17 protein-coding genes and 6 pseudogenes are annotated in these 18709 nt (G+C 58.6%); 15 read left to right on the top strand and 8 right to left on the bottom strand.

All coding sequences use genetic code 11. The features are described 5' to 3' along the window. The 5 genes and pseudogenes from AC1DZU_RS31555 to AC1DZU_RS31535 form a co-directional block, all read left to right on the top strand. On the top strand, positions 1–233 hold a 233-nt coding region (locus AC1DZU_RS31555), incomplete at its 5' end, for a hypothetical protein (protein WP_477290817.1). A 711-nt stretch (positions 234–944) separates the two neighbouring features. Next, a complete protein-coding gene (locus AC1DZU_RS31550) occupies positions 945–1169 on the top strand; it encodes a hypothetical protein (RefSeq protein WP_477290815.1) in 225 nt (74 codons plus the stop codon). Beyond that, the gene (locus AC1DZU_RS31545) at positions 1166–1366 is read left to right on the top strand and encodes a hypothetical protein (protein WP_457155404.1); all 201 of its coding nucleotides are present in this window, start codon (positions 1166–1168) and stop codon (positions 1364–1366) included. The genes AC1DZU_RS31550 and AC1DZU_RS31545 overlap by 4 nt, the downstream gene beginning before the upstream one ends. A 305-nt stretch (positions 1367–1671) precedes the next feature. Further along, positions 1672–2264, top strand: a pseudogene (locus AC1DZU_RS31540) (SRPBCC family protein); the annotation flags it as partial. Between the two features lie 4 nt (positions 2265–2268). Further along, positions 2269–3333: pseudogene (locus AC1DZU_RS31535) on the top strand (FAD-binding oxidoreductase). 469 nt (positions 3334–3802) lie between these two features. On the opposite strand, the gene AC1DZU_RS31530 reads toward AC1DZU_RS31535, so the two are convergent. Further along, positions 3803–4057: a hypothetical protein gene (locus AC1DZU_RS31530; RefSeq protein WP_477290813.1), complete on the bottom strand. Its 255-nt coding sequence runs from the start codon at positions 4055–4057 to the stop codon at positions 3803–3805. A 232-nt stretch (positions 4058–4289) separates the two neighbouring features. Here AC1DZU_RS31530 and AC1DZU_RS31525 point away from each other — a divergent pair, with 232 nt between their 5' ends. Both AC1DZU_RS31525 and AC1DZU_RS31520 read left to right on the top strand, forming a co-directional pair. After that, entirely contained in the window at positions 4290–4757 is a 468-nt protein-coding gene (locus tag AC1DZU_RS31525) for an Hsp20 family protein (protein ID WP_477290811.1), read from the top strand. 82 nt (positions 4758–4839) lie between these two features. Then, entirely contained in the window at positions 4840–5349 is a 510-nt protein-coding gene (locus tag AC1DZU_RS31520) for an Hsp20/alpha crystallin family protein (RefSeq protein WP_477290809.1), read from the top strand. 653 nt (positions 5350–6002) lie between these two features. On the opposite strand, the pseudogene AC1DZU_RS31515 reads toward AC1DZU_RS31520, so the two are convergent. Both AC1DZU_RS31515 and AC1DZU_RS31510 read right to left on the bottom strand, forming a co-directional pair. Further along, a pseudogene (locus AC1DZU_RS31515) lies at positions 6003–6398 on the bottom strand (low affinity iron permease family protein). A gap of 380 nt (positions 6399–6778) precedes the next feature. Then, the gene (locus AC1DZU_RS31510) at positions 6779–6976 is read right to left on the bottom strand and encodes a hypothetical protein (protein ID WP_477290807.1); all 198 of its coding nucleotides are present in this window, start codon (positions 6974–6976) and stop codon (positions 6779–6781) included. 821 nt (positions 6977–7797) lie between these two features. Here AC1DZU_RS31510 and AC1DZU_RS31505 point away from each other — a divergent pair. From AC1DZU_RS31505 to AC1DZU_RS31495, 3 genes are all read left to right on the top strand, one after another. Further along, a complete protein-coding gene (locus AC1DZU_RS31505) occupies positions 7798–7950 on the top strand; it encodes a hypothetical protein (protein ID WP_477290805.1) in 153 nt (50 codons plus the stop codon). Between the two features lie 86 nt (positions 7951–8036). Further along, positions 8037–8303, top strand: a complete 267-nt coding sequence (locus AC1DZU_RS31500) for a hypothetical protein (RefSeq protein WP_477290803.1) — start codon at positions 8037–8039, stop codon at positions 8301–8303. Between the two features lie 471 nt (positions 8304–8774). After that, positions 8775–9035, top strand: a complete 261-nt coding sequence (locus tag AC1DZU_RS31495; protein WP_477290801.1) for a response regulator — start codon at positions 8775–8777, stop codon at positions 9033–9035. Between the two features lie 74 nt (positions 9036–9109). Here the strand turns inward: AC1DZU_RS31495 and AC1DZU_RS31490 are convergent, their stop codons facing one another. Both AC1DZU_RS31490 and AC1DZU_RS31485 read right to left on the bottom strand, forming a co-directional pair. Beyond that, positions 9110–9385, bottom strand: a complete 276-nt coding sequence (locus AC1DZU_RS31490; protein ID WP_477290821.1) for a hypothetical protein — start codon at positions 9383–9385, stop codon at positions 9110–9112. Between the two features lie 19 nt (positions 9386–9404). Next, positions 9405–9605 (bottom strand): annotated as a pseudogene (locus tag AC1DZU_RS31485) (DUF932 domain-containing protein); the annotation flags it as partial. A gap of 788 nt (positions 9606–10393) precedes the next feature. Between AC1DZU_RS31485 and AC1DZU_RS31480 the strand changes: the two are divergent. Further along, positions 10394–11767 (top strand): glycosyl hydrolase, encoded by a 1374-nt coding sequence (locus AC1DZU_RS31480; RefSeq protein WP_477290799.1) that lies wholly within the window; start codon positions 10394–10396, stop codon positions 11765–11767. Between the two features lie 50 nt (positions 11768–11817). Here the strand turns inward: AC1DZU_RS31480 and AC1DZU_RS31475 are convergent. Beyond that, positions 11818–12008: pseudogene (locus AC1DZU_RS31475) on the bottom strand (DUF768 domain-containing protein). Positions 12009–12299: 291 nt separating this feature from the next. Between AC1DZU_RS31475 and AC1DZU_RS31470 the strand changes: the two are divergent. The 3 genes from AC1DZU_RS31470 to AC1DZU_RS31460 all read left to right on the top strand — a co-directional run bounded on the left by AC1DZU_RS31470 (position 12300) and on the right by AC1DZU_RS31460 (position 14911). Further along, positions 12300–12581, top strand: a complete 282-nt coding sequence (locus AC1DZU_RS31470) for a DEAD/DEAH box helicase family protein (RefSeq protein WP_457155642.1) — start codon at positions 12300–12302, stop codon at positions 12579–12581. A gap of 13 nt (positions 12582–12594) precedes the next feature. Next, on the top strand, positions 12595–12828 hold the full coding sequence (locus AC1DZU_RS31465; protein ID WP_477290797.1) for a hypothetical protein: 234 nt from the start codon (positions 12595–12597) through the stop codon (positions 12826–12828). A 295-nt stretch (positions 12829–13123) separates the two neighbouring features. After that, positions 13124–14911 (top strand): PAS domain S-box protein, encoded by a 1788-nt coding sequence (locus AC1DZU_RS31460; RefSeq protein WP_477290795.1) that lies wholly within the window; start codon positions 13124–13126, stop codon positions 14909–14911. Positions 14912–16004: 1093 nt separating this feature from the next. Here AC1DZU_RS31460 and AC1DZU_RS31455 read toward each other — a convergent pair. Then, positions 16005–16604: pseudogene (locus tag AC1DZU_RS31455) on the bottom strand (outer membrane protein); the annotation flags it as partial. Positions 16605–17417: 813 nt separating this feature from the next. Between AC1DZU_RS31455 and AC1DZU_RS31450 the strand changes: the two are divergent. Further along, a complete protein-coding gene (locus tag AC1DZU_RS31450; protein WP_457155560.1) occupies positions 17418–17828 on the top strand; it encodes a hypothetical protein in 411 nt (136 codons plus the stop codon). A 73-nt stretch (positions 17829–17901) separates the two neighbouring features. Here AC1DZU_RS31450 and AC1DZU_RS31445 read toward each other — a convergent pair whose 3' ends face one another. Continuing rightward, complete coding sequence (locus AC1DZU_RS31445) at positions 17902–18027, bottom strand: hypothetical protein (RefSeq protein ID WP_477290793.1); 126 nt, start codon at positions 18025–18027, stop codon at positions 17902–17904. Positions 18028–18709 lie beyond the last annotated feature (682 nt).

Genomic DNA, 18709 nt, shown 5'->3' with positions numbered 1-18709 from the left:
GTACAAAAATGGTACGCCAAATCGCAATCACCTTAACACTGCTCATTCAGTTTTCAGCTTCGGCATTTGCGGACACCTCCCAATATTGGGTCGCTAAGGATGCTGTTTCGAAGCAGTGCGAGGTGGTCACAAAGAAGCCGGACGGAACCATGGTTATAGACCTTACGAAGGCCACATATAAGACCGAGGCGGAAGCGAAGGATGCCCTGAAGAAGCTTCCAGATTGCAAGTGACCGCGTCTGCTCGAAGCGCGTCAAAAATCGCCCTGTCTTGACCTCGCCAGTACCGTATATTGTTGCGCCATCGATCGCCAAACCTTGTCGCCACGCCAGCGCCATCACGACGCCAGCGGCTAGCAAGATAATTAGCGCGGCTCCCGCATCATACTGAGGTAGGTCGGGTCCCCGCTCTAGGAGCCATGCGCGATGGGGCTCCAAATCTCGGCCGGCTTAGCGTCCCATGCGCCGTGCCGAGGCACTTCCGCTCGACCGATGGCGTTGCGACCACTTCACAACACTCGCTACGCTGACCCCGAACAAAACTGCCGTTTCCCGGCACGTCCGACCGGCCGCAACCGACGCCGCAACTCCCCCACGAAGATCGTTTGAATAGGGTCTTGGCATCCGATGCTGGCCTCCGCCCAGCCAGCATCTTGAATCACAAAATCGATATGACGTGAATCCCTACCGATTCAATCAAACTGAAACCTGCTCTAGGTCGAGCATCTTGCTACGGGGCCCAAGGACAAAAAGCCTCGCCGCTCAATTTGCGAGCGGCTGGCTATGGCATGAAAGCTGTGATCTTCAATTGACATAGCAGGAGGGGCTTGCAGACCTCATTCCAATTTAACCAGTCAATGCCGGCCGACGCTTCGCCATCGGAACCAAAGCTGTCGCCGCCGGTTGTCTTCGTGAAGAAACCAGAGGACCGATGGAATCGGTGAAATGGTCGAAATTATTAGCTTTGAACTGGCGAAGGCCAGACAGCGCGTAAAGCGCGCCGGGCGCTCCCTGGACCGAGCAAACAAGCAACTGGACGACGACTGCGGCGTTGCTCTCAGCCTTGCGCTGTGCGCCAGGATCCGGGCTGACCAGGCTCGAGTGATCGACGCACGGGAGCGCTTTCGGAAGGTCCCCCTGTGCCGCATTACTGAGGATTTGGCGCCATGATGTTGTTCGAACCACTCAACTCTGACGGGCACAAGCGCAGCGTGATTTACCATGCCGCTCGGTTGACGATGATCCAAGAACGAATGCTGAAGCGCTTCGATAAGGTCGACGAAGCGGCCCACAAGGTCCAGGCAGCAGCGGAAACATTCGCCGAGACTGTTCGGCCCGCCGGAAGCACTGAGACGCTCGGCATGTGATTCCGGTCCCCGCGACGGTGCGGCACGCGCTCGAAAGGAAGCCCGCCACTGAGGAAGCAGTGACGGGCCGACCAAGTTTGCCCTTTGGCCAGCGGCGCAACCCAAGAGAGGACGCCGCTAAGGGCTCAACTTCAGCATGAGACGCCCGTTCCGATAGGGAACAAGAAGGCCCGCTACCTTTCAGCAGCGGGCAAGTTTATGCAGTGCTGGGATCAACCAGCGTAGGACCAACGAGCGGCGGCGGGGTTGGTTGCGAACTACAAACGAGGGATGACGCTCAGCGCGGCGGTGATAAGCGAGGCCGCCACCCTGCGCGGTGTCCGATTTTCAAAGGGCCGGTACTGGCTGACGGGGCGGTCTCGGCGACGCTTCAGGCGCATTTTGACCGTTGCGAAGGCTCGGGCGCGCCATCGCAGTTCCGCCTTGGCGGCAGCGGTCAGTTTCGCCTGGCACGGATGCCGCTGCAGCAAAAGGCCGTGAGCTACACGCTCGACGGCAAGGCTGCCGTCACAAGAATCTTGGCCGGGTTGCTCTTGCCCGATGCAGGCACGCTGTTGAAGTTCCATTATCCAACGACCTGGAGCCACTTCCTGCCGGATCACTCCTTAACCTTCCGAGTCACGCCAATCAGCGCCACGGAAACCGAGGCCACCTGGCTCGTGAACAAAGATGCCCTCGAAGGGGTCGACTAGACCTCAAGCGCCTGACCGAGGTTTGGATTTCTACCAATGACGAAGACCGTGAGATCGTCGAGACCAACCAGCAAGGGATCTTCTCTCCTGCCTATGTTCCCGGACCATATTCGCCGACTCAGGAAAGCGGTGTGACCCAATTCGTCGATTGGTATGCGAACTGGCTTGAGCGCTCTCAGGCCTTGATGCGGTTGGCCGCGGAGTGAACCAATGAACGTGGTGGCAAAACCCAGGCTGGTTTTCTGGACCGACGCGGAAGAACTCGAATGTGCCTCCTTTCTTCCGGAGGGCCGAACGTCCTGACCTTTTGTTTCCGGTCGCCGTCCGGATCGCTGTTCAATTTTGATCCAGGGCAGTTCCTCACTTTGGAGTTGCCCACTCCCGGCGGTCCAATCTACCGGACCTACACGATATCCTCTTCTCCGTCGCGGCCGACCTCGCTAACCATTACTGTAAAAGCGCAGGCCGACTCTGTCGGAACGCTGTGGATGTTTGATAGCCTCCGTCCGGGAATGCGCCTGCGGGCACTCGGTCCGGGCGGCACCTTCTCGATGGCACATCAGCCGGCCGAAAAGTATCTTTTCATCTCAGCCGGCTCAGGCATCACACCGATGATGTCCATGACTACACATCTGTATGATTCCGGGGTTGATCCGGACATCGTCTTTGTCCACTGCGCGCGCCGCCCTTCTGAGATCATCTTCCGCGAACGGCTGGAGCATATGGCGTCGCGCGTAACCGGCATTGACCTGAAATGGGTGGTTGAACAAACCGATCCATACAGGCCGTGGACCGGCTACAGAGCACGTTCAACCAGCTGATGCTCGGACTGATGGCGCAGGATTATCTTGATCGCGAGGTGTTCTGCTGCGGGCCCGAGCCCTTCATGCAAGCCGTGCGCGAGGCGCTGGCCGGTCTCGGTTTCAACATGGCGCATTACCATCAGGAAAGCTTCCGCGCGCCGCTTCCTGAGGCCGAGAAGGTCCCGGATGACTTTGTTCCCGCCGAGAACAACGAGGCCGAGATCGAATTTGTCCTATAGGCGTCTCCGCGAAATGCGTCGAAACGGATACGATCCTGGCTGCGGCACGGGCCGCCGGTCTGGTGATCCGATCGGGCTGCAGTATGGGCGTATGCGGGACCTGCAAGGTTCGCAAAACCGAAGGCGACGTGCATATGGTCCACAATGGCGGCATCACCGACGAAGAGATGGCCGACGGCTATATCCTTGCTTGCTGTTCTAATCCGGTTGGCCGTGTGAAAGTCCACTTATAGCAACCATCTCGCGATCTTCGATCAAGGCGCTTATTCCCAATCGGCACTGCCTTGAAGGTCCGTGGTCAACCAAAGTCGATGGATGAAGCTGTTGATGAAGCACGCGCTACACCCGCACGGATTGGGGATCCAGACGAAATGTGTAGAAGAAATAGACGCCGGTTGTCCCCGGCAACGGTAGGATCGGAATGACTCGGTACCGCCGTCATCGAGGATCTGCCCGCAGCGCCGCACTGGATGATAGGGCCGAAGATCAGCAAAGTAGACCGTCTTTAGATAGTCAGGGTTAGTACTGCGGCGGCAATCTACCGCCGCAGCATCAAAGCGGTTCGTCACCGGGGCATGGGGAGCGGAAAGCCGAGTCCCTTTTCGTTGTCTGTTCATATAAGTGCCGTCAGCACAGACAAACTACCAAGCGGATCGCGCGATTAAGCGCGTCTGCCTGAATGGCAAGCCGCCGGCGGCATCTTCACGCTTCGCCTGGATGCACCTGGGCCGGATCTGCCAGGTCGCCTTCGTCGTCGGGCTCGATCAGGTCCATTAGCGCTGCCACCCGTGTTCCCGGCAGCGGTCGCCCCTGGCTCATCAGCGCCTCATCACCAAAGGCCCAGGCCCACGCCTCTCTCAATTCCTCGAGCGAGGCACCGGACGCGATGATCTCCGCAATCGTCGCGTCGTCTATGGATCCGAGGACCGAGACAACGTCTTGGCGTGTCATGGGCATCCCTTTCCTCCGTTCGAAATACCAGCGAAGCAGATGGGTATTCGATGGAACGCTTGCCACCAGCCATTTGAAGGCGGTCGCGAAACTGCCTTGGCGCGGACCCTCTTGACGCCGCGGAAGTCAATTCCCAATTCATTCTCGTCGGTCGCCGCGCAAGGGGCCGATCTGTCAGGGAGCGCCGGGGCTTCTTGGCGTTCCCTCGTATCTATGTTGCTCCAAGGAGGATGTAGTTATGAGAACGAACCTGGACTTTTCCCCCTTCTATCGGTCGAGCATCGGCTTTGACCGCATCTTCAACCTGCTCGAAAATGCCAGCCCCCAGCAGAACGCGGATAGCTGGCCGCCATACGATATCGCCAAGCTCGGCGAAGACACCTACCGCATTGTCCTCGCGGTCGCCGGTTTCGGTGAAGACGAGCTTGCGATCACGCATGAGCCAAATATGCTCGTGATCGAGGGCGCCAAGACAGAGAACGACGGGATTCAGTACCTCCATCATGGCCTGGCGCTGAGGTCGTTCGCGCGCCGCTTCGAACTCGCCAATCATGTGACCATTGTCGGGGCAAAGCTCGAAAACGGTCTGCTGATCATCGACCTCAAGAAGGAAATTCCCGAGGAGATGAAGCCGCGCCGCATCGCGATTAATGTCGAGACCGACAAGAAGGCGGCCTCCAAGCGCATTGAAAGCGCGGCGGCCTAATCTTTGTGTCGGCCTGCAGCAGACACCCCGTCCCTGCCGTGGGGGGCCGGGGCGACCCACAAAACGGAAAGGAGAAGGACAAATGAGCGTACGTGACCTGATTCCCTGGAGCCGTGACGGCAGCCAGGCACCGAGCATTTATCGCAGTGACGACATGGATCCGTTCCTGTCGTTGCACCGCAACGTCAACCGGCTATTCGACGAGGTGTTCCGCGGTTTTGACACGCCTTCGGTGCTGGGCCGCATGGCCCCTCTCAACGGCACCTGGCCAAGCGTGGAGTTCTCGGAAACCGATAAGGAAATCCGGGTGACGGCCGAAATCCCGGGCCTCGATGAAAACGACGTCGAGGTCATGCTGGATGATGGTGTTCTGACGCTTCGCGGCGAGAAGAAAGCAGAAACCGAGGACAAGGACCGCCAGTTCAGCGAACGCTATTATGGGCGCTTTGAGCGGCGCTTCAGTCTCGGCCGCGAGGTTGAAGACGCCAAGGTGGCGGCCACGTTCAGGAACGGTGTGCTCACCGTGACACTGCCGAAGACCAAAAAGGCGCAGGCAAACGCCAAGCGCATTGCAATCAACGGCAGCAAATGAGGTTCGCGAAGGAAGGCCGGGGCTCGTCGAGCCCTGGCCCTCGCAGGGAGATCAAACGAAAGAGCCGCATCACGGGAGCTGATTCAACTTAGCAGGTCACAGGGAGGTAAATGACCATCCATGAGAACGAATAAGGAACATTTTCCTTGATCATCAAGACGGCCTGTGGAATCTTTTAGTCATTAGCCACGCGTCACGCGAGCCCTTGCGAGGGTCGATGCCTCTTCCGTTGCAAGCCCTCCCCGCCATCAGTCTCATCACCCATCGCCAGGTCTGGCCCTTGCAGTGGCGTTGAACTCGTCGGCTTCGAGTTCGCCGCCCGAAAAAGGAGGGTGAAACGAAAGTCTCGTGAGGGGACAGGTCGACAGAGCGCCCGAGATAGTGCGTCCGCAGCGCGCTGGCCAAGCTGAAGCATGACGTTCTCGTATGTGTCGGAAACCCCGCAACTGGGGCAAGATAAGAGATCGGACCCTCGCGGCTCGCTGACGCCGCCCAAGGGCACCTTGCATCGACTGCAGCCGATCCTAGGAGTGTCTCCGATCATCTAGAACGGTATCCGCATGCCGTTGATGACTCGTCGTAGGCTTACCGAAGGCCAAAAAAAGCTTAGTATCAGTAATACGACGACTACCGCTCCAATGAGCCAAATGATATTATTCATGATCTCCTCCTATTGCTTCCGGACGATCTCGATTATCTGATAATGATTGGAACGTGGCCAATGCTTTCCCTGCTTCTTCTTCGAGCTTCACAAGCTTTTCCTTGATCTCCTCTGGGTCAGAATGCTCCAGCCCGACAACGTCGTTTCGGGTTTCATCAAGAGCAACGATGATCTCATCGAGTTTGGCGTGGATGGCGGCGGTGTCGCGATAGCCCTATATCAGGACAACACCGGTGATCACGATGGCCGCGACTGACAGGGCATACGTAACCGTATTTGTCAGGCCAAAAGGTACCAGCGCTGTGCAAAGCACCATGGCCATGAGCATCGCATAGAATCCAGGGGGTCGGGAAAGAAAGTCGGCCGCGACGAAAAGGAAGCGGTTCATTCCAACCATTGTCCGTCAAAAGGCCAAGGCGAAAGCGAACAGCGCCGTGACCGCCACGCAGACAGGCACTACCAGGAGCAAGCTTGTCTCTAGAAGCCGGGTCTCTTTGTCGCTCAACATTATCGCCTCATGGGCATCGTTGAAGATAGAGGGTTCGCCCGCCTCTCGGCAGGCGAGCGAACCCTATCAGCGCAGGATGGGACTTGCCTGCGCCGAACGCAAAATGTCAGCCAACAACTATTCCGATCACGAGAAACGTGACGGCCGTCGCAAAGAGCGGTGCAAGCAACCAGTGCGCTTGACTGACACTTCTATCCATCTGATTTCTCCGAACTTTCCGAGAAACAACATCCGCGAAAGTAAGCTGTTCCCAGGCAACGTCACGGGTAAGACCAATGCGGTTTTCGATCAGGCTTTGGTCCGATGTCCCGTGGGACCGAAGCCCTGCCGGGGAACGTCGGCACCTGCTCGGCCAAGAACGCGGCGCCGTCGCCCTCGACGTGCTGGCTGTACTGGATGATGCCGTCGGCTGGCTTCACCAGATCCCACAGGATCGCCTTGCGCTCGATCGCCGGCAAGCCCCGCAGATCCTCCCCATTCTTGTGCATCGAAGGCGACGAAGGCGAGTAGTTCGGCGTTCCAGGCCATGCGCGAATGCATCTGGTGGAAGTTGGGCCGGCCGTCGAGATCGGGCGCGATCATCTCGCCGTCGATGATGAACGACTTCGCCGGCAGTTTTTCCGCTGCGCCGATCACTGGCCAATAGCGTTTCGACCAGTCGATGTTCCTGGCTGCCCATACCGCCCCTACAGTCGCCAGCATTGCTTTCCCATCGGTTCAAACAACCCTCAATGACACCCTGGACCTTGAACCAGGCCTCCACTGCAGGATTTCATTGTTCGCCCTTGCCGCAAAACCATCGGCCTCCTCCCGCGATAAGCCTATCAGCAGCTGCCCCGCCATACTCGGCCGGCAGAACGAAGCCGCAGGTTGGGCAGGGGTAAAAATTCTCCCGCTCGTCCTGCGGTTCGCTTGGCCGGGAATGGGCGGGCCCAGTTCGCTCAGCTTTGTCATGGTTGCTGGAACCACCGACCTCGGTAAAGGTTCCAGAACCATTTTAGCTAAAGCTTATTTAATGCCGAGTGGGGAGCGTGTGAGTATGCGGAGCGACCGTGAGCGGTTGAAGTTCATCAAGCCCCAGGAACCACGACTGGTGCTCGAGGCCCTTGCGACGACTGGCTGCACGAGATCAATTATGACGGCTTCCGCGCCCAGCTGATCCTCGATTGGGCTGGGGCGCGCGCCTTCACCAGGACCGGTTGGTTTCGGCATTATTGGTCGCGTCGACCACGCCAAAAATTTCGGCGCTACTGCTAGAATCAACGATGTCAGTTTGGGAATGGCCATCCAGTTCGTGGCTAATGCCACCGTGCTGGGTTACGATGTTCGTTCGGCGATGGTCTTCTATGGCGAACCGGGAACGCCAAGCCTGAGGGCAAAAGACTGCGAGCAGTTGTGGACGCAATACGGTGCTGCGCTGCTTCAGCCCTAGCTAGGGCGCCGTCAGGCTGGGCCGTTTGCATAGAAGGAACGGGTCGCCAACCGCGGCGTTAGGCCTCCAGCCGATGGAGGTATGTCATGGACGACGATATGCGCCTCAAATTGAAGGAACTTAGCACCAGCATGCAGGCCAGGGCGGCAGAGCTCGCATTGCCGGGCGGCAAGGCCGATATTTCCGCGCTAATGTCGGGCATTGCAATGACCGTTGAAGCGCTTCTGGTTATTGCCGAAGAAATCAAGACGCCACGATCCGGACCGGCGGTTGAGCCTGCAGCTTCCATAACTGAGCGGCGACTGACGCTGGATTTGCCCGTCGATTCTGCCCGGCCTGAAAACGCTTCGTAACGCCACACTGTCGAGGCCTGTTCGAACAAGATGAAAAAGCCTTCAGACCTTGGACCACCCGGCAAGCTGCATGGCGCGCCGCTGACGGATGAACGGGACCATTTCTATAATTGTCCCATCTGCGGCCAGAAGGTCGACATGCGTGATTTGCGGCAAGTCATCTGGCATGAAGAGCCGGGGCATAAACTGCTGGGCCCAAGGCTGGTCTCAGCCTGACTAATAAAAGCCGCCACGGAGGACGCCGTGACAGGCCCACTGGTTGAGGGGACGAAGCAGGATCCCTTTCTTGCGCACAAAAAAAGCCTGCAGCCTTGGGTAAAAGGTGACGCGGGCTGCTCGGAAGACGCCAGCAGAGGGACGTTAGCTGGCTCAGTAACTTTCTTCCGAAAAGTGCATGCTTTCGGCAGTTGTTTATATGGAACAAATACCGGTGTTGCGCGTAGTGGGTGCGCACACTGGGGACATTAACAAATGTACGTCGGGGCGGTTCTTGTCGTTGAGGATGAGCCCCTAATCCTGCTCGATCTCGAATCGGCATTGGAGGAAGCTGGCTTTGAAGTGGCGTCGGCCCGAGATTCCGCCGAAGCTATAACGGCTTTCGATGCATCTCCTGACAAATTTAAGGGCCTCATTACAGATATCCGCCTAGGGGCAGGCCAGTCCGGTTGGGAGGTGGCTAGGCATCTGCGGCAAGCCAACTCCATTCCCCGTGATCTACATCAGCGGCGATAGCGGCATTCATTGGGGCGCTGAGGGCGTGCCTAATAGCGTGATGATCACGAAGCGGTTGGTCTTGGTCCAGATCATCACGGCTCTTTCCACGTTGCTGAACGAGCAACCGACCATCGACGCAAATAACTCCGCATACGTTGGTCGTAAGAGCCCGCCACCGGGAAACGATGGCGGGAAGTTGTGTGGGTGCTCGGCGAGTGACGGCCGAGCAGGGTCAGAACTCCACTTTTTGCAATAGGTTCCCTGCCTGAAAGTGCGAAACACCCATGGTTGCGTTCGCGCTCGATCGCTGGCAGCGCCCGGAGGTCATGGCCGTCGAGATACATGATGTCGAAGGCGACGAAGGCCACGCCAGCTTTCCCTCCACCCAGTCTTCATCGCCCGGGCCGCGGCAGCTCGACTATGCGCGCGAACGGCCGCGAGAAGCTTGCCCAGCGAAAGATAGCGTTGATCGTCGGGGCGTGAGAACCATTCCGATGAAACGCGGCCGATCCGATGGCCGCGCGAAATATCGACCTTATATCCCGGCAGGTGGCTGTAGGTGGGCGCTTGGGTAGCTAAGGCTGACACCCCATTCCCGATGGAGGTCGGGGGCAGCAGGTCGGGACGATGTCTGCAAGTAGTTGGTGGAGCACTCGGAGGATAGGCAAAAGCCTGCAGCGACACTCGTTTTCACCGCCCTGCTTAAAAGCATGGCGTTGCCCGTATTAGAGAAAAACCCGCCATCCGTGAGGCTGCAGTCCGTTCGCTAGCCGTTCTTGAAGACAATGTGGGCAACGGCGCCTTTGTCCGCTTTGATCGCAGCATGGCAAGCCTTATCCTTGGGAGTCGCTGTTCCGTGTTTGGCGTGAGCCAACCGAATAGTCAAGCGCCCCTCGGGCCGTGTCGCTTCGTCCGTTGAACACATATTCCTCTGATGATGTTTTGATCGTAATACTCTCGTACAGCTTGTTCAGCGGCGGACCTGGATCATTCCGAATGCTCCCGTCGTGCCGGAGAAAAACCCTCATCTCGTTCGCGCTCATGAAACCCGCCCGTGCCCACCCAATGGCCATCATTAAAACGGATCGCGGCACAGCGCGACAAATGAAAAGCCCGCCATCTCGTGGCAGTGGGCCAATTCCGCCAGTTGCCGGATTTAGCGTCAAACCTGAAACCGGGGAACGGTCCAACGATGGTCAACAACGGTTCGGGATGGCGGAGCTTGCGAAGCATCTCCCGGCCTTGGGCGTGCCCCTCGCCGTCGTCGAGTTCATCGCCGAGAATGGCGGCGGCGCCGGGGTACGCCTACGGAAGACCCGCCAGGTGTTGCCGAGGGAATGCGATGCGCCATGGCGAGAAGGGTGGAGTTCCAGGCGATGACGATCATCCCTTCCAAAATGCTTCGCTTCCTCGTCGGCGCATGGGGGGCGTTGGCTGTTGTGTCCATATCACCTCGCCATTCATTTGCTGCGCCCAAAACCGCGGTTGCGACGAACGACTTTCTCAATAGTATCGGCGTCGTTACCACATTCCCCGATCGCAGCCAGCCGTTGGCTAGAACCATCGAGATGGTCCGCTATTGCGGCTTTCGATGGGTAAGGGCGGGAATAGAAGGTCTGAGCGACAAGGGTCCCACAACCATCCAAACCTTTCTGGATCTACATCGCGAAACCGGCGTGCGCCTGAGTTGGGGATTGGTCAGTGGTGGGACTGATGTGAAGAGGTTGGTCGAAACAGGTAAGGTGCTTGCTGAAGCTGGCGCGCTACTCGCGTTCGAGGGCGACAACGAGCCGAACAACTGGGGTGTCACCTATCTGGGCGAGAAAGGCGGCGGTGGGGAGCCTTCATGGATGGCGGTCGCAAAGCTTCAGCGCGATCTTTACCAGGCTGTCAAAAGTGATCCGGTGCTTGCGACGTATCCTGTCTGGTCGATCTCCGAACCCGGCGCACAGCGAGACAACGTTGGCCTTCAGTTCCTTACGATCCCACCCGGCGCCCGAACCAAGATGCCGGACGGCACAACGTATGCCGACTACGCCAATGTGCACAACTACATCTATCACTCACATTCGCCGTATCCAGCGGACAACAAGACGTGGCACGCTGCTGATCCAACCGCCGCATCCAAAGTGGACGGGCTTTTCGGCAACTTCGGCGTCACGTGGGCGAGAGGGTTTCGGGGTTACACCCAGGAGCAACTCAATACGCTGCCGCGTGTCACGACCGAGACCGGGACCACGATCGGAGGTCCGGTCACGGAGCAAATGCACGGCTTGAATTTGATGAGCTTGTACCTCGCGCAGTATAAGCGCGGCTACGCCTATACATCGGTCTATCTGTTGCGGGACCGTACCGACGAAGACGGCAACCAATCTTTCGGCTTCTATAAGGCTGATTATTCACGCCGCTTGGCCGCGATCTACCTTCACAACCTTACGACGATTTTGGCGGACAAAGGTACCCTCGCCAAACCCGGCCAACTCGACTTCACGATCGCAGGCCAACCCGAGACCGTTCACGATCTACTTCTCCAGCACAGCGACGGCACGTTCCAACTTATTGTGTGGGGCGAACGGTTGAGCGGTCAAGATCGTGTGACGGTCCATTTTGGCGAGACGCGCGCGTTGGTAAGAACCTACGATCCAACAATTGGCGTTGAGCCTGTCGGAACACTGAGCAACGTGCGTTCGGTCGAAATTACGCTCAGTGACCATCCGATTATCATCGCACTTTCACCCCGCATGCAATGATGAGTCCTTGGTGGTCAGCACGGTCCGCCAGTGCGGTGTCTCGAACACGCTCACACGTCAAGGATTGTCTCATAGACGCTGCCGGTGTCTTCCTCGATCTCCGTGCTGAGATGCCTATCGACTTGGCGTCGGCGAACAGCTTCTGCGTGAGCTCGGCAACTGAAATGATATCTGCCCCCGCCGTTTCTGGAACGTTGGCGCCTATCCATTTGTACAAAAAGTCGGTGCCGCGCGGGCTCATCCACCAAGAACGTAAGGCTAACCATCGCCACCGCGAGCGGCTGCAACAGCAGCTACACCGGCACCACAACCAGGTTGGCGCTACGCCTTCGGCGCGGCCGGCGGCCTCTTACGCCTGGCTTCCGAAGCCTACCGCATCCGGCTTGCCCATCTGTTCGATCCGTACCTGGCCGTGAGCGCTTCGCAGATCGAGGTGCTTCCCGCACCAGATCACGGCCGTCTATGGCGAGATGCTCCCGCGCCAGCCGCTCCGTTTCCTGCTCGCCGACGATCCGGCGCCGGCAAGACGATCATGACCGGGTTGCTGATCAAGGAGCTTCTGATCCGCGGCGATCTGGAGCGCTGTCTGATTGTCGCGCCCGGCGGCCTCGTCGAACAATGGCAAGAGGAAATGGCCGAGAAGTTCGGCCTGCACTTCGATCTTCTTACCCGCGATCAGATCGAAGCATCGGTCACCGGCAATCCCTTCGTCGAGAAGAACCGGCTGATTATGCGCCTGGACATGGCGGCGCGCTTCCGACGAGTTGAAGGCGAAGCTGGAGGCGGCCGGCGATTGGGATCTGATCATCTGTGACGAGGCGCACCGCATGGCCGCTTCCTATTTCGGCGGCGAGGTGAAGGAAACCCGGCGGCACAACCGCATTTCATCGGCGCATTCTTCCGCGAGGCTTTCACGATGCTCGGCGGGGCGTATCCGGCGGTCTGATCCGGTGCTTGATCGATACGCCCGCATCACCTTCGAGAAGTCTCTGATCGTCGGTCACCCGAAGGCCGAACTCGTGGCGCCCGGCCACCCGCTTTTGGAAGCGCTGGTCGCGTGAGGCCGGGATTGAAACACTGGCGCAGTCCATTGCCAGGGAGACTGCGCCCGCGCGCCCGGCATCACAGAGGATCAGGCGCGCGAGCTCATTCGCCTGATCGGCACCGACTCCTCCGTGAAGCGCGGCAGTTGCTCCGCCAACGCCTGAGTTAGGCTTCGCAAAGACCACCCTTAAGCGGGCTCAGCTATCCGGTCACTGGATGGCATGCCGGTCCCGTGCAACGCACTAAAAACGATCTTGGAACGAAATGGCACGAGCTGCGTTGTGGACGCTTAAGCTAGATTGGGGGACCGGGATGGACGAGCTGCGGCAGGCAAATGTTGTCGCCTTCAAGAACCCAGAAATGCCCGCCAATGACAGCCTGAATTTTGATTATCAGGATTTTTTCGAGAATGGCGCCGTCGCGCTTCACCTGGTGAGCGCTGATGGCATCATTCTGCAAGCCAACAAGGCGGAGCTCGACCTTCTCGGTTATCCTGCCCAAGACTATGTCGGCCGCCATATCGCAGACTTCTATCCCGACCGGGACGTCATAGAGGACATTCTGGCACGCCTCACCAGGGGAGAGCGCATCCCGAGATATCCGGCGCGCTTGAGAGCCCGCGACGGATCCATCAAGCATGTCGAAATCACTTCGAGCGGGCATTTCCGCGACGGCAAGCTGATCAACACGAGATGCTTTATGGTCGATGTGACCGACCTTGAGCGGACCCGTACGGACCTCAGGCAGCAGGACAATACTTATCACCAAATCCTCGACGGCCTTCCGGTCGCCATCTATACGACTGACCAGGACGGCACCATTACCTATTACAATCGCGCTGCTGCCGATCTGGCAGGACGGGAGCCCGCCATCGGCAAGGACAAATGGTGTGTGACGTTCAAGCTGTTCACGGCCGACGGCAAGGAACTGCCGCATGACGAGTGCCCGATGGCGATTGCGCTCAAGGAAAACCGGCCGGTCCGCAATGAGGAGGCCGTGGCGCAACGTCCGGACGGATCCTTCTTTCCGTTCCTACCCTACCCCACGCCGTTGCAGGATGAGCACGGCAACCTCATCGGTGCAGTCAATATGCTGCTCGACCTGACGGACCGCCAGCGTGCTGAAGAAGCCAGGCAGCATTTGTCGGCGATCGTGGAATCCTCGTTCGATGCAATCGTCAGCAAGGATCTCAACACCATCATCAAGAGCTGGAACCATGGCGCCGAGCGCCTGTTCGGCTATACCGCCGACGAAGCGATCGGTCAGTCGGTGACCATCCTGATCCCGGATAACCACCAGGACGAAGAACCCCGAATTCTCGAACGCATTCGCCGTGGCGAACGCGTCGAACCGTTCGAAACGACCCGCCAGCGCAAGGATGGCAGCCTGGTTCCGGTTTCGCTGACGATATCGCCCGTGCGTAACGCAACTGGGCAGATCGTCGGCGCATCGAAGATTGCGCGGGACATCACGTTGGCGAGGGAAAACGAGCACCGCATCCGCATGCTGATGCGCGAGGTCAACCACCGGGTGAAAAACCAGTACTCGGTCATTCTGTCGATGATCCGGGAGACCAACAAGCGATCGGAGACGCCCAAGCAATTTGAATCCCAGGTCCGCGAGCGCATCATGGCGCTGTCGCGATCCCACGACCTGCTGGTGTCGGCCGACTGGAAGGGCGCCACCATCAATGAACTCTTGGCGGCCCAGGCCCAGCCTTTCCCACGGGGTGATGTTATCGAGATGTCAGGCCCATCCTTGGTCCTTAGTCCCAATGCGGTGCAGTATCTCGGGATCGCCTTCCATGAACTGGCGACCAACTCGGCCAAATACGGAGTGCTCTCGGGAGACGAGGGCCGGATTTCGGTCACGTGGGGCATCAACGGTTCCGGTGCTTCGAGGCTCTTTCACCTTACCTGGGCCGAAACCGATGGGCCGGAAGTCCAGGATATCGGACAGGGCGGCTTTGGAACCGTCGTATTGAAGCGGGTGGCGCCAGCGGCGGTTGGAGGGCAGGGAAATCTTGACCACGGCCCGGATGGGGTCACCTGGAGCTTGGAAGCCCCGTTGGCCGCCGTGGAGGCGTCCGTCGCAAGTTAGGGGCTAGAGGTCAGCGTTTCCGACTTCTGACGCCTTTGCATGATCTGCAGCCCTTGTCGGGCGGTCAACAGTCAATTCGGTTGATACGACCTCTATCGAGGCGGAAAACCCCGGTGTTGCCGACTTGCTTTTCAAAACGGTCAGCAGGTCTGGCTGGCCCAGAGACCTTCTTTGAGCGGATGATGCTGCAGCCTTCTGCCTTCAGCCTGGCAGTTTGTGTTTCAAGGGCGGTCGACACCGTACCCGGATTGTCTTGGACGGTACCGGAAACCGATTAGCCCCGGTCCGAAGCGCCTGGACCGTACGGCCCGCCCGATCGGCAGCGCTGTCATACCAGGCTGTTCGGCTTCATTTTGATCATCGGCCATCTTCAGACTCCTTGATTGTGAATGCCCAACGGCAGCGGCTGCGTAAGGTTCCTATCAGTGGAAAAACCCCGCCACCGTCGGGCAGCGCGCTGGCTGTCCAGTGCCAATTGCGGCGCCAATTGTTTCTGCGTATCGGCAAGATCCACGCGACATGGGCGCAACGTCGGGAGGGGTTGCAATGCAAGGGTTTGCCGCGAAACTCGTTATTCGCGCGAAGGAAAAAGCACACGCCCAAGCTGAGGACGGAGAAACACTAAATCGCGGAAGCCTACAAAAGTCTGGCTGAGTTGTCCGAGCATCTCAAGGGGTCAGATATGGCGGCCGAGCGCCTAAAAAAGTTACAAGCCGAAGTATGGAAGCGATTACTCCTGCCCAATCTGCTGGCTTGAACGCGGCGCTATCACTTGGCTCCTTTCCGTGGAGGAGCCAGACCATGCTTATCGTTGCAAGATCTGCGGCTTCAAAGAAACCCACGATCGGCAATGAAAAAGCCCGCTGCCAGGGAAAGCAGCGGGCGCTAGTTCGGGAGGAGGTCGGGCAGCCCCACTTTGCCCGCAAAAAGACGGTACGCCTCGCTTAGCTGGACAATAAGCTCGCGCCGGTTGAAGCTCTGCATATTCAAGCTGCGTGACTTTTCTGCCACAAGATAAGAAAGCCCGAGACCATCGGCAACGGGCTTGGAGCATCCGCGAAGGACGCAATTTTGACGACATGGCGCCGGGTTATCAGAACCTGTAATTCACGCCGACAACCACCTGCTGTACGGTAAGTTTCGTAGAAACGACGTCTGCCTGCCCAACGGTCCCCGGCGCCGCCGAGTAATTCACGTCGTGCTTGCCGAAACCAATGTAGTTATATTCGCCAAAGGCCGACCAGTTCCTAGCGAATTTCCACTCGGCGCCGACACCGACAGTCCAGCCCAGCCGGTCATAGTCAGCGGTTTCCGACAGAAAGGGAGATGGCACCGTGCCGTGGACGGCACTATCCACGCGAGCCCAGGCGCCGCCGGCCTTGACGTAACCCAGCACGGCCGGATCAAAGAGATAACCTGCCCTGCCGGTGAACGTGAAAAGGTCCTTGACCTTGTCTTCCACATCGAAGGTCGGGAATGCTGTAATGGCGTGGCTGCCCTTGATGTCGCCGAAATCAAACATGCCCTGGACGCCGAACACCCAGCGGTCCATCTGGTAGTCACAGCCGAGTTGGGCTCCACCGATAAAACCGCTGCCGCTGCCGGATCCAAAGTCGGTGTCCGGCAAGACCGTGCCGTCGACCTTGCCCACCTGCGTCTGGTCGACATGGGACCAAGCCGCCACCGACATTGCCGCCGACGTAGCAGCCCGTCCAGGACGCCACTGGCGCGTCGGCCATGGGGATCAGAGGGTCGGCTGCCCAAGCGGCTGATCCGCCAAACGCGAACACCGCAAACGACGCAAGGAGCAAGCTTTTCATGTGAACACCCCAGCCCAGTGGACTCATTCGCCTAGGCTAATGTAATCCGATTGGTCCACTTTCCATGTAGCAAATGCGCAACAGGCTGCGGAATTGCGTTGCCACAATGCGAAAGCTCCGGTCTTGTTTCCGTTAGAAGCAATATGTCCTCATCGGTGGGCGGCTCCTCAAGGGGGCTAACTAACGGCAGGGCTCGCCAACGCTGAAATCCGACACCGTGAGGCAGCGCCATTGGACTCGCGTCGGGCCTGGCCAGAAGGCAGGCCGGATTTTCCAAACCCGCCTGAATGAAAAAGCCCGCCACCGTCAGGCAGCGGGCACGTAGCGCTGGGAGCCGGACGTTAGGGTTTCTTGTTGCCATTTGGATTGGGCGCCGGTGCCTCTCTCACGTCTCGCGGTGGCGGATCGACATGTTCCGGCTCTGGCGATGCATCCTTGTCGGGACGGACAGGCGTCTTCCTCGGATCTGGCTTCAGCGGCGGTTCTTTGGTTTTGTTTGGCATTGCTCTTCCTCCTGTCCTCTGAAACAGGGCCGCCGCTCACTTGTTCCTGGTAGCCCCAGTTAACGGCGCTCCACTGTAAGGCGCGATGGGGGCCTGTGGATGCTCTTTGATTTTGATTGCATTGCTTTTTTAGGGAACCTTAATATCCCCCCGTTGAAATCGGCATTACGGGGAGGAAGTGTCATGCCTAAGGTTTCGGATCTCTTCTTTAAGACGGCAGTCGTGTGGCTCATCCTGGGGATTGGCGCCGGCTTGCAGATGGCGATTTCGGGCGACCACAGTGCCTTTCCGGCGCATGCGCACATCAATCTTCTCGGATGGGTTACAAGTGCAATCTTCGGCGGTTACTACGCCCTTAACCCGGCAAAGGCCGAGCGGAAAATCGCGATGATCCACTACGGCTTATATAACGTCGGGCTTATGATCATGCTTCCCGCTTTGTATCTGATGCTGCATGGAGGCTATACGGCAATCGAACCGGTCGTTGCCGTCGGCTCGCTGATCGTGGCTGCAGCCGTGCTGCTTTTCGCCTTCGTGGTTTTCTCCAGCGCAAGCGTACGCTCGGCGTCTGCACTCTCGCCAGCCACACGCTGAATTGGCGAAACCCGAACGAAAAAAAGCCCGCCACCGTGAGCCAGCGGCCTGGGATGCGCAAGTTTGCGCAGGCTCAGTTGCGGTCGGGCTGTCCGCCGTTCGCCCGGATTGCTTCAAGTGCCGCAATCCCAGCCTTGAGCTTCGCCAGTCCTTCGCTCAGCAAAGCTCCAATGTTGGCGACGATGTCTTCGACGGCCATGAGGCTCGCCTAAGAGCGAAGGCGCGTTTGGCCGTTATCCAACACCGGGCATTGATTGAACGCGTCGCGGCGGCTCCGGTGGAGTACGGCAGGTTATCCGGCGATCAGGTTGACGCTCTCAAATCGTCAAGCACGCCCTTGCGCGGGGCGAGGCTTGCGTACGCGACGCCTCTTCCGCCTGTCCGGTAGGGTTGAGCGTATCGGCTTGGAGATCACGCTCTGATCGAGAAGGGCGAAACGATAGACCCTCGAGGGAACAGGTCGGTAGAGCGCGCGCGAAAGTGCGTCCGCAGTCCGCTGGCCAAGTTCAAGCATGACGTTGTCGTATGTGTCGGAAACCTGGCAATTGGGGCAAGATAAGGGGTCGGACCCTTGCGGCTCACTGACGCTGCCAAGGGGCACCCTGCATGAATTGCAGACAATCTTAGGAGCGTTTTCATCATCTAGAGAGACGTCTAGCTGTTTGATCTACGAAGCAATTACGGTGCCAAGTTTAATTGATCCGTTGCGGGACATCTAAAGCCGCTTCACCACGCGCTCTCCCCTGGCCAGCTAAAGCCCGCGCTTTTGCGGGGAGAGCGCGGCGAACAAATCTTTCACGGTGAAGGATTTCCAAAACAGAGCCCGCCGCTCCATTCACGGCAGCGGCGGGTCGCCCCCAGGGAGGTTGATGAAATTGGGG

It is taken from the genome of Mesorhizobium sp. P2_A12 (assembly GCF_056405075.1).
The sequence above is the reverse complement of the archived record's forward strand: the minus strand, read 5'-3'. Positions and strand labels throughout refer to the sequence as shown.

Excerpts from the sequence above, each read along its gene's own strand:
- AC1DZU_RS31550 (WP_477290815.1), top strand. The coding sequence starts at position 945 with ATGGTCGAAATTATTAGCTTTGAACTGGCGAAGGCCAGACAGCGCGTA.
- AC1DZU_RS31545 (WP_457155404.1), top strand. The coding sequence starts at position 1,166 with ATGATGTTGTTCGAACCACTCAACTCTGACGGGCACAAGCGCAGCGTG.
- AC1DZU_RS31530 (WP_477290813.1), bottom strand. The coding sequence starts at position 4,057 with ATGCCCATGACACGCCAAGACGTTGTCTCGGTCCTCGGATCCATAGAC.
- AC1DZU_RS31525 (WP_477290811.1), top strand. The coding sequence starts at position 4,290 with ATGAGAACGAACCTGGACTTTTCCCCCTTCTATCGGTCGAGCATCGGC.
- AC1DZU_RS31520 (WP_477290809.1), top strand. The coding sequence starts at position 4,840 with ATGAGCGTACGTGACCTGATTCCCTGGAGCCGTGACGGCAGCCAGGCA.
- AC1DZU_RS31505 (WP_477290805.1), top strand. The coding sequence starts at position 7,798 with ATGGCCATCCAGTTCGTGGCTAATGCCACCGTGCTGGGTTACGATGTT.
- AC1DZU_RS31500 (WP_477290803.1), top strand. The coding sequence starts at position 8,037 with ATGGACGACGATATGCGCCTCAAATTGAAGGAACTTAGCACCAGCATG.
- AC1DZU_RS31495 (WP_477290801.1), top strand. The coding sequence starts at position 8,775 with ATGTACGTCGGGGCGGTTCTTGTCGTTGAGGATGAGCCCCTAATCCTG.
- AC1DZU_RS31480 (WP_477290799.1), top strand. The coding sequence starts at position 10,394 with ATGACGATCATCCCTTCCAAAATGCTTCGCTTCCTCGTCGGCGCATGG.
- AC1DZU_RS31470 (WP_457155642.1), top strand. The coding sequence starts at position 12,300 with ATGACCGGGTTGCTGATCAAGGAGCTTCTGATCCGCGGCGATCTGGAG.
- AC1DZU_RS31465 (WP_477290797.1), top strand. The coding sequence starts at position 12,595 with ATGGCCGCTTCCTATTTCGGCGGCGAGGTGAAGGAAACCCGGCGGCAC.
- AC1DZU_RS31460 (WP_477290795.1), top strand. The coding sequence starts at position 13,124 with ATGGACGAGCTGCGGCAGGCAAATGTTGTCGCCTTCAAGAACCCAGAA.
- AC1DZU_RS31450 (WP_457155560.1), top strand. The coding sequence starts at position 17,418 with ATGCCTAAGGTTTCGGATCTCTTCTTTAAGACGGCAGTCGTGTGGCTC.
- AC1DZU_RS31445 (WP_477290793.1), bottom strand. The coding sequence starts at position 18,027 with ATGGCCGTCGAAGACATCGTCGCCAACATTGGAGCTTTGCTGAGCGAA.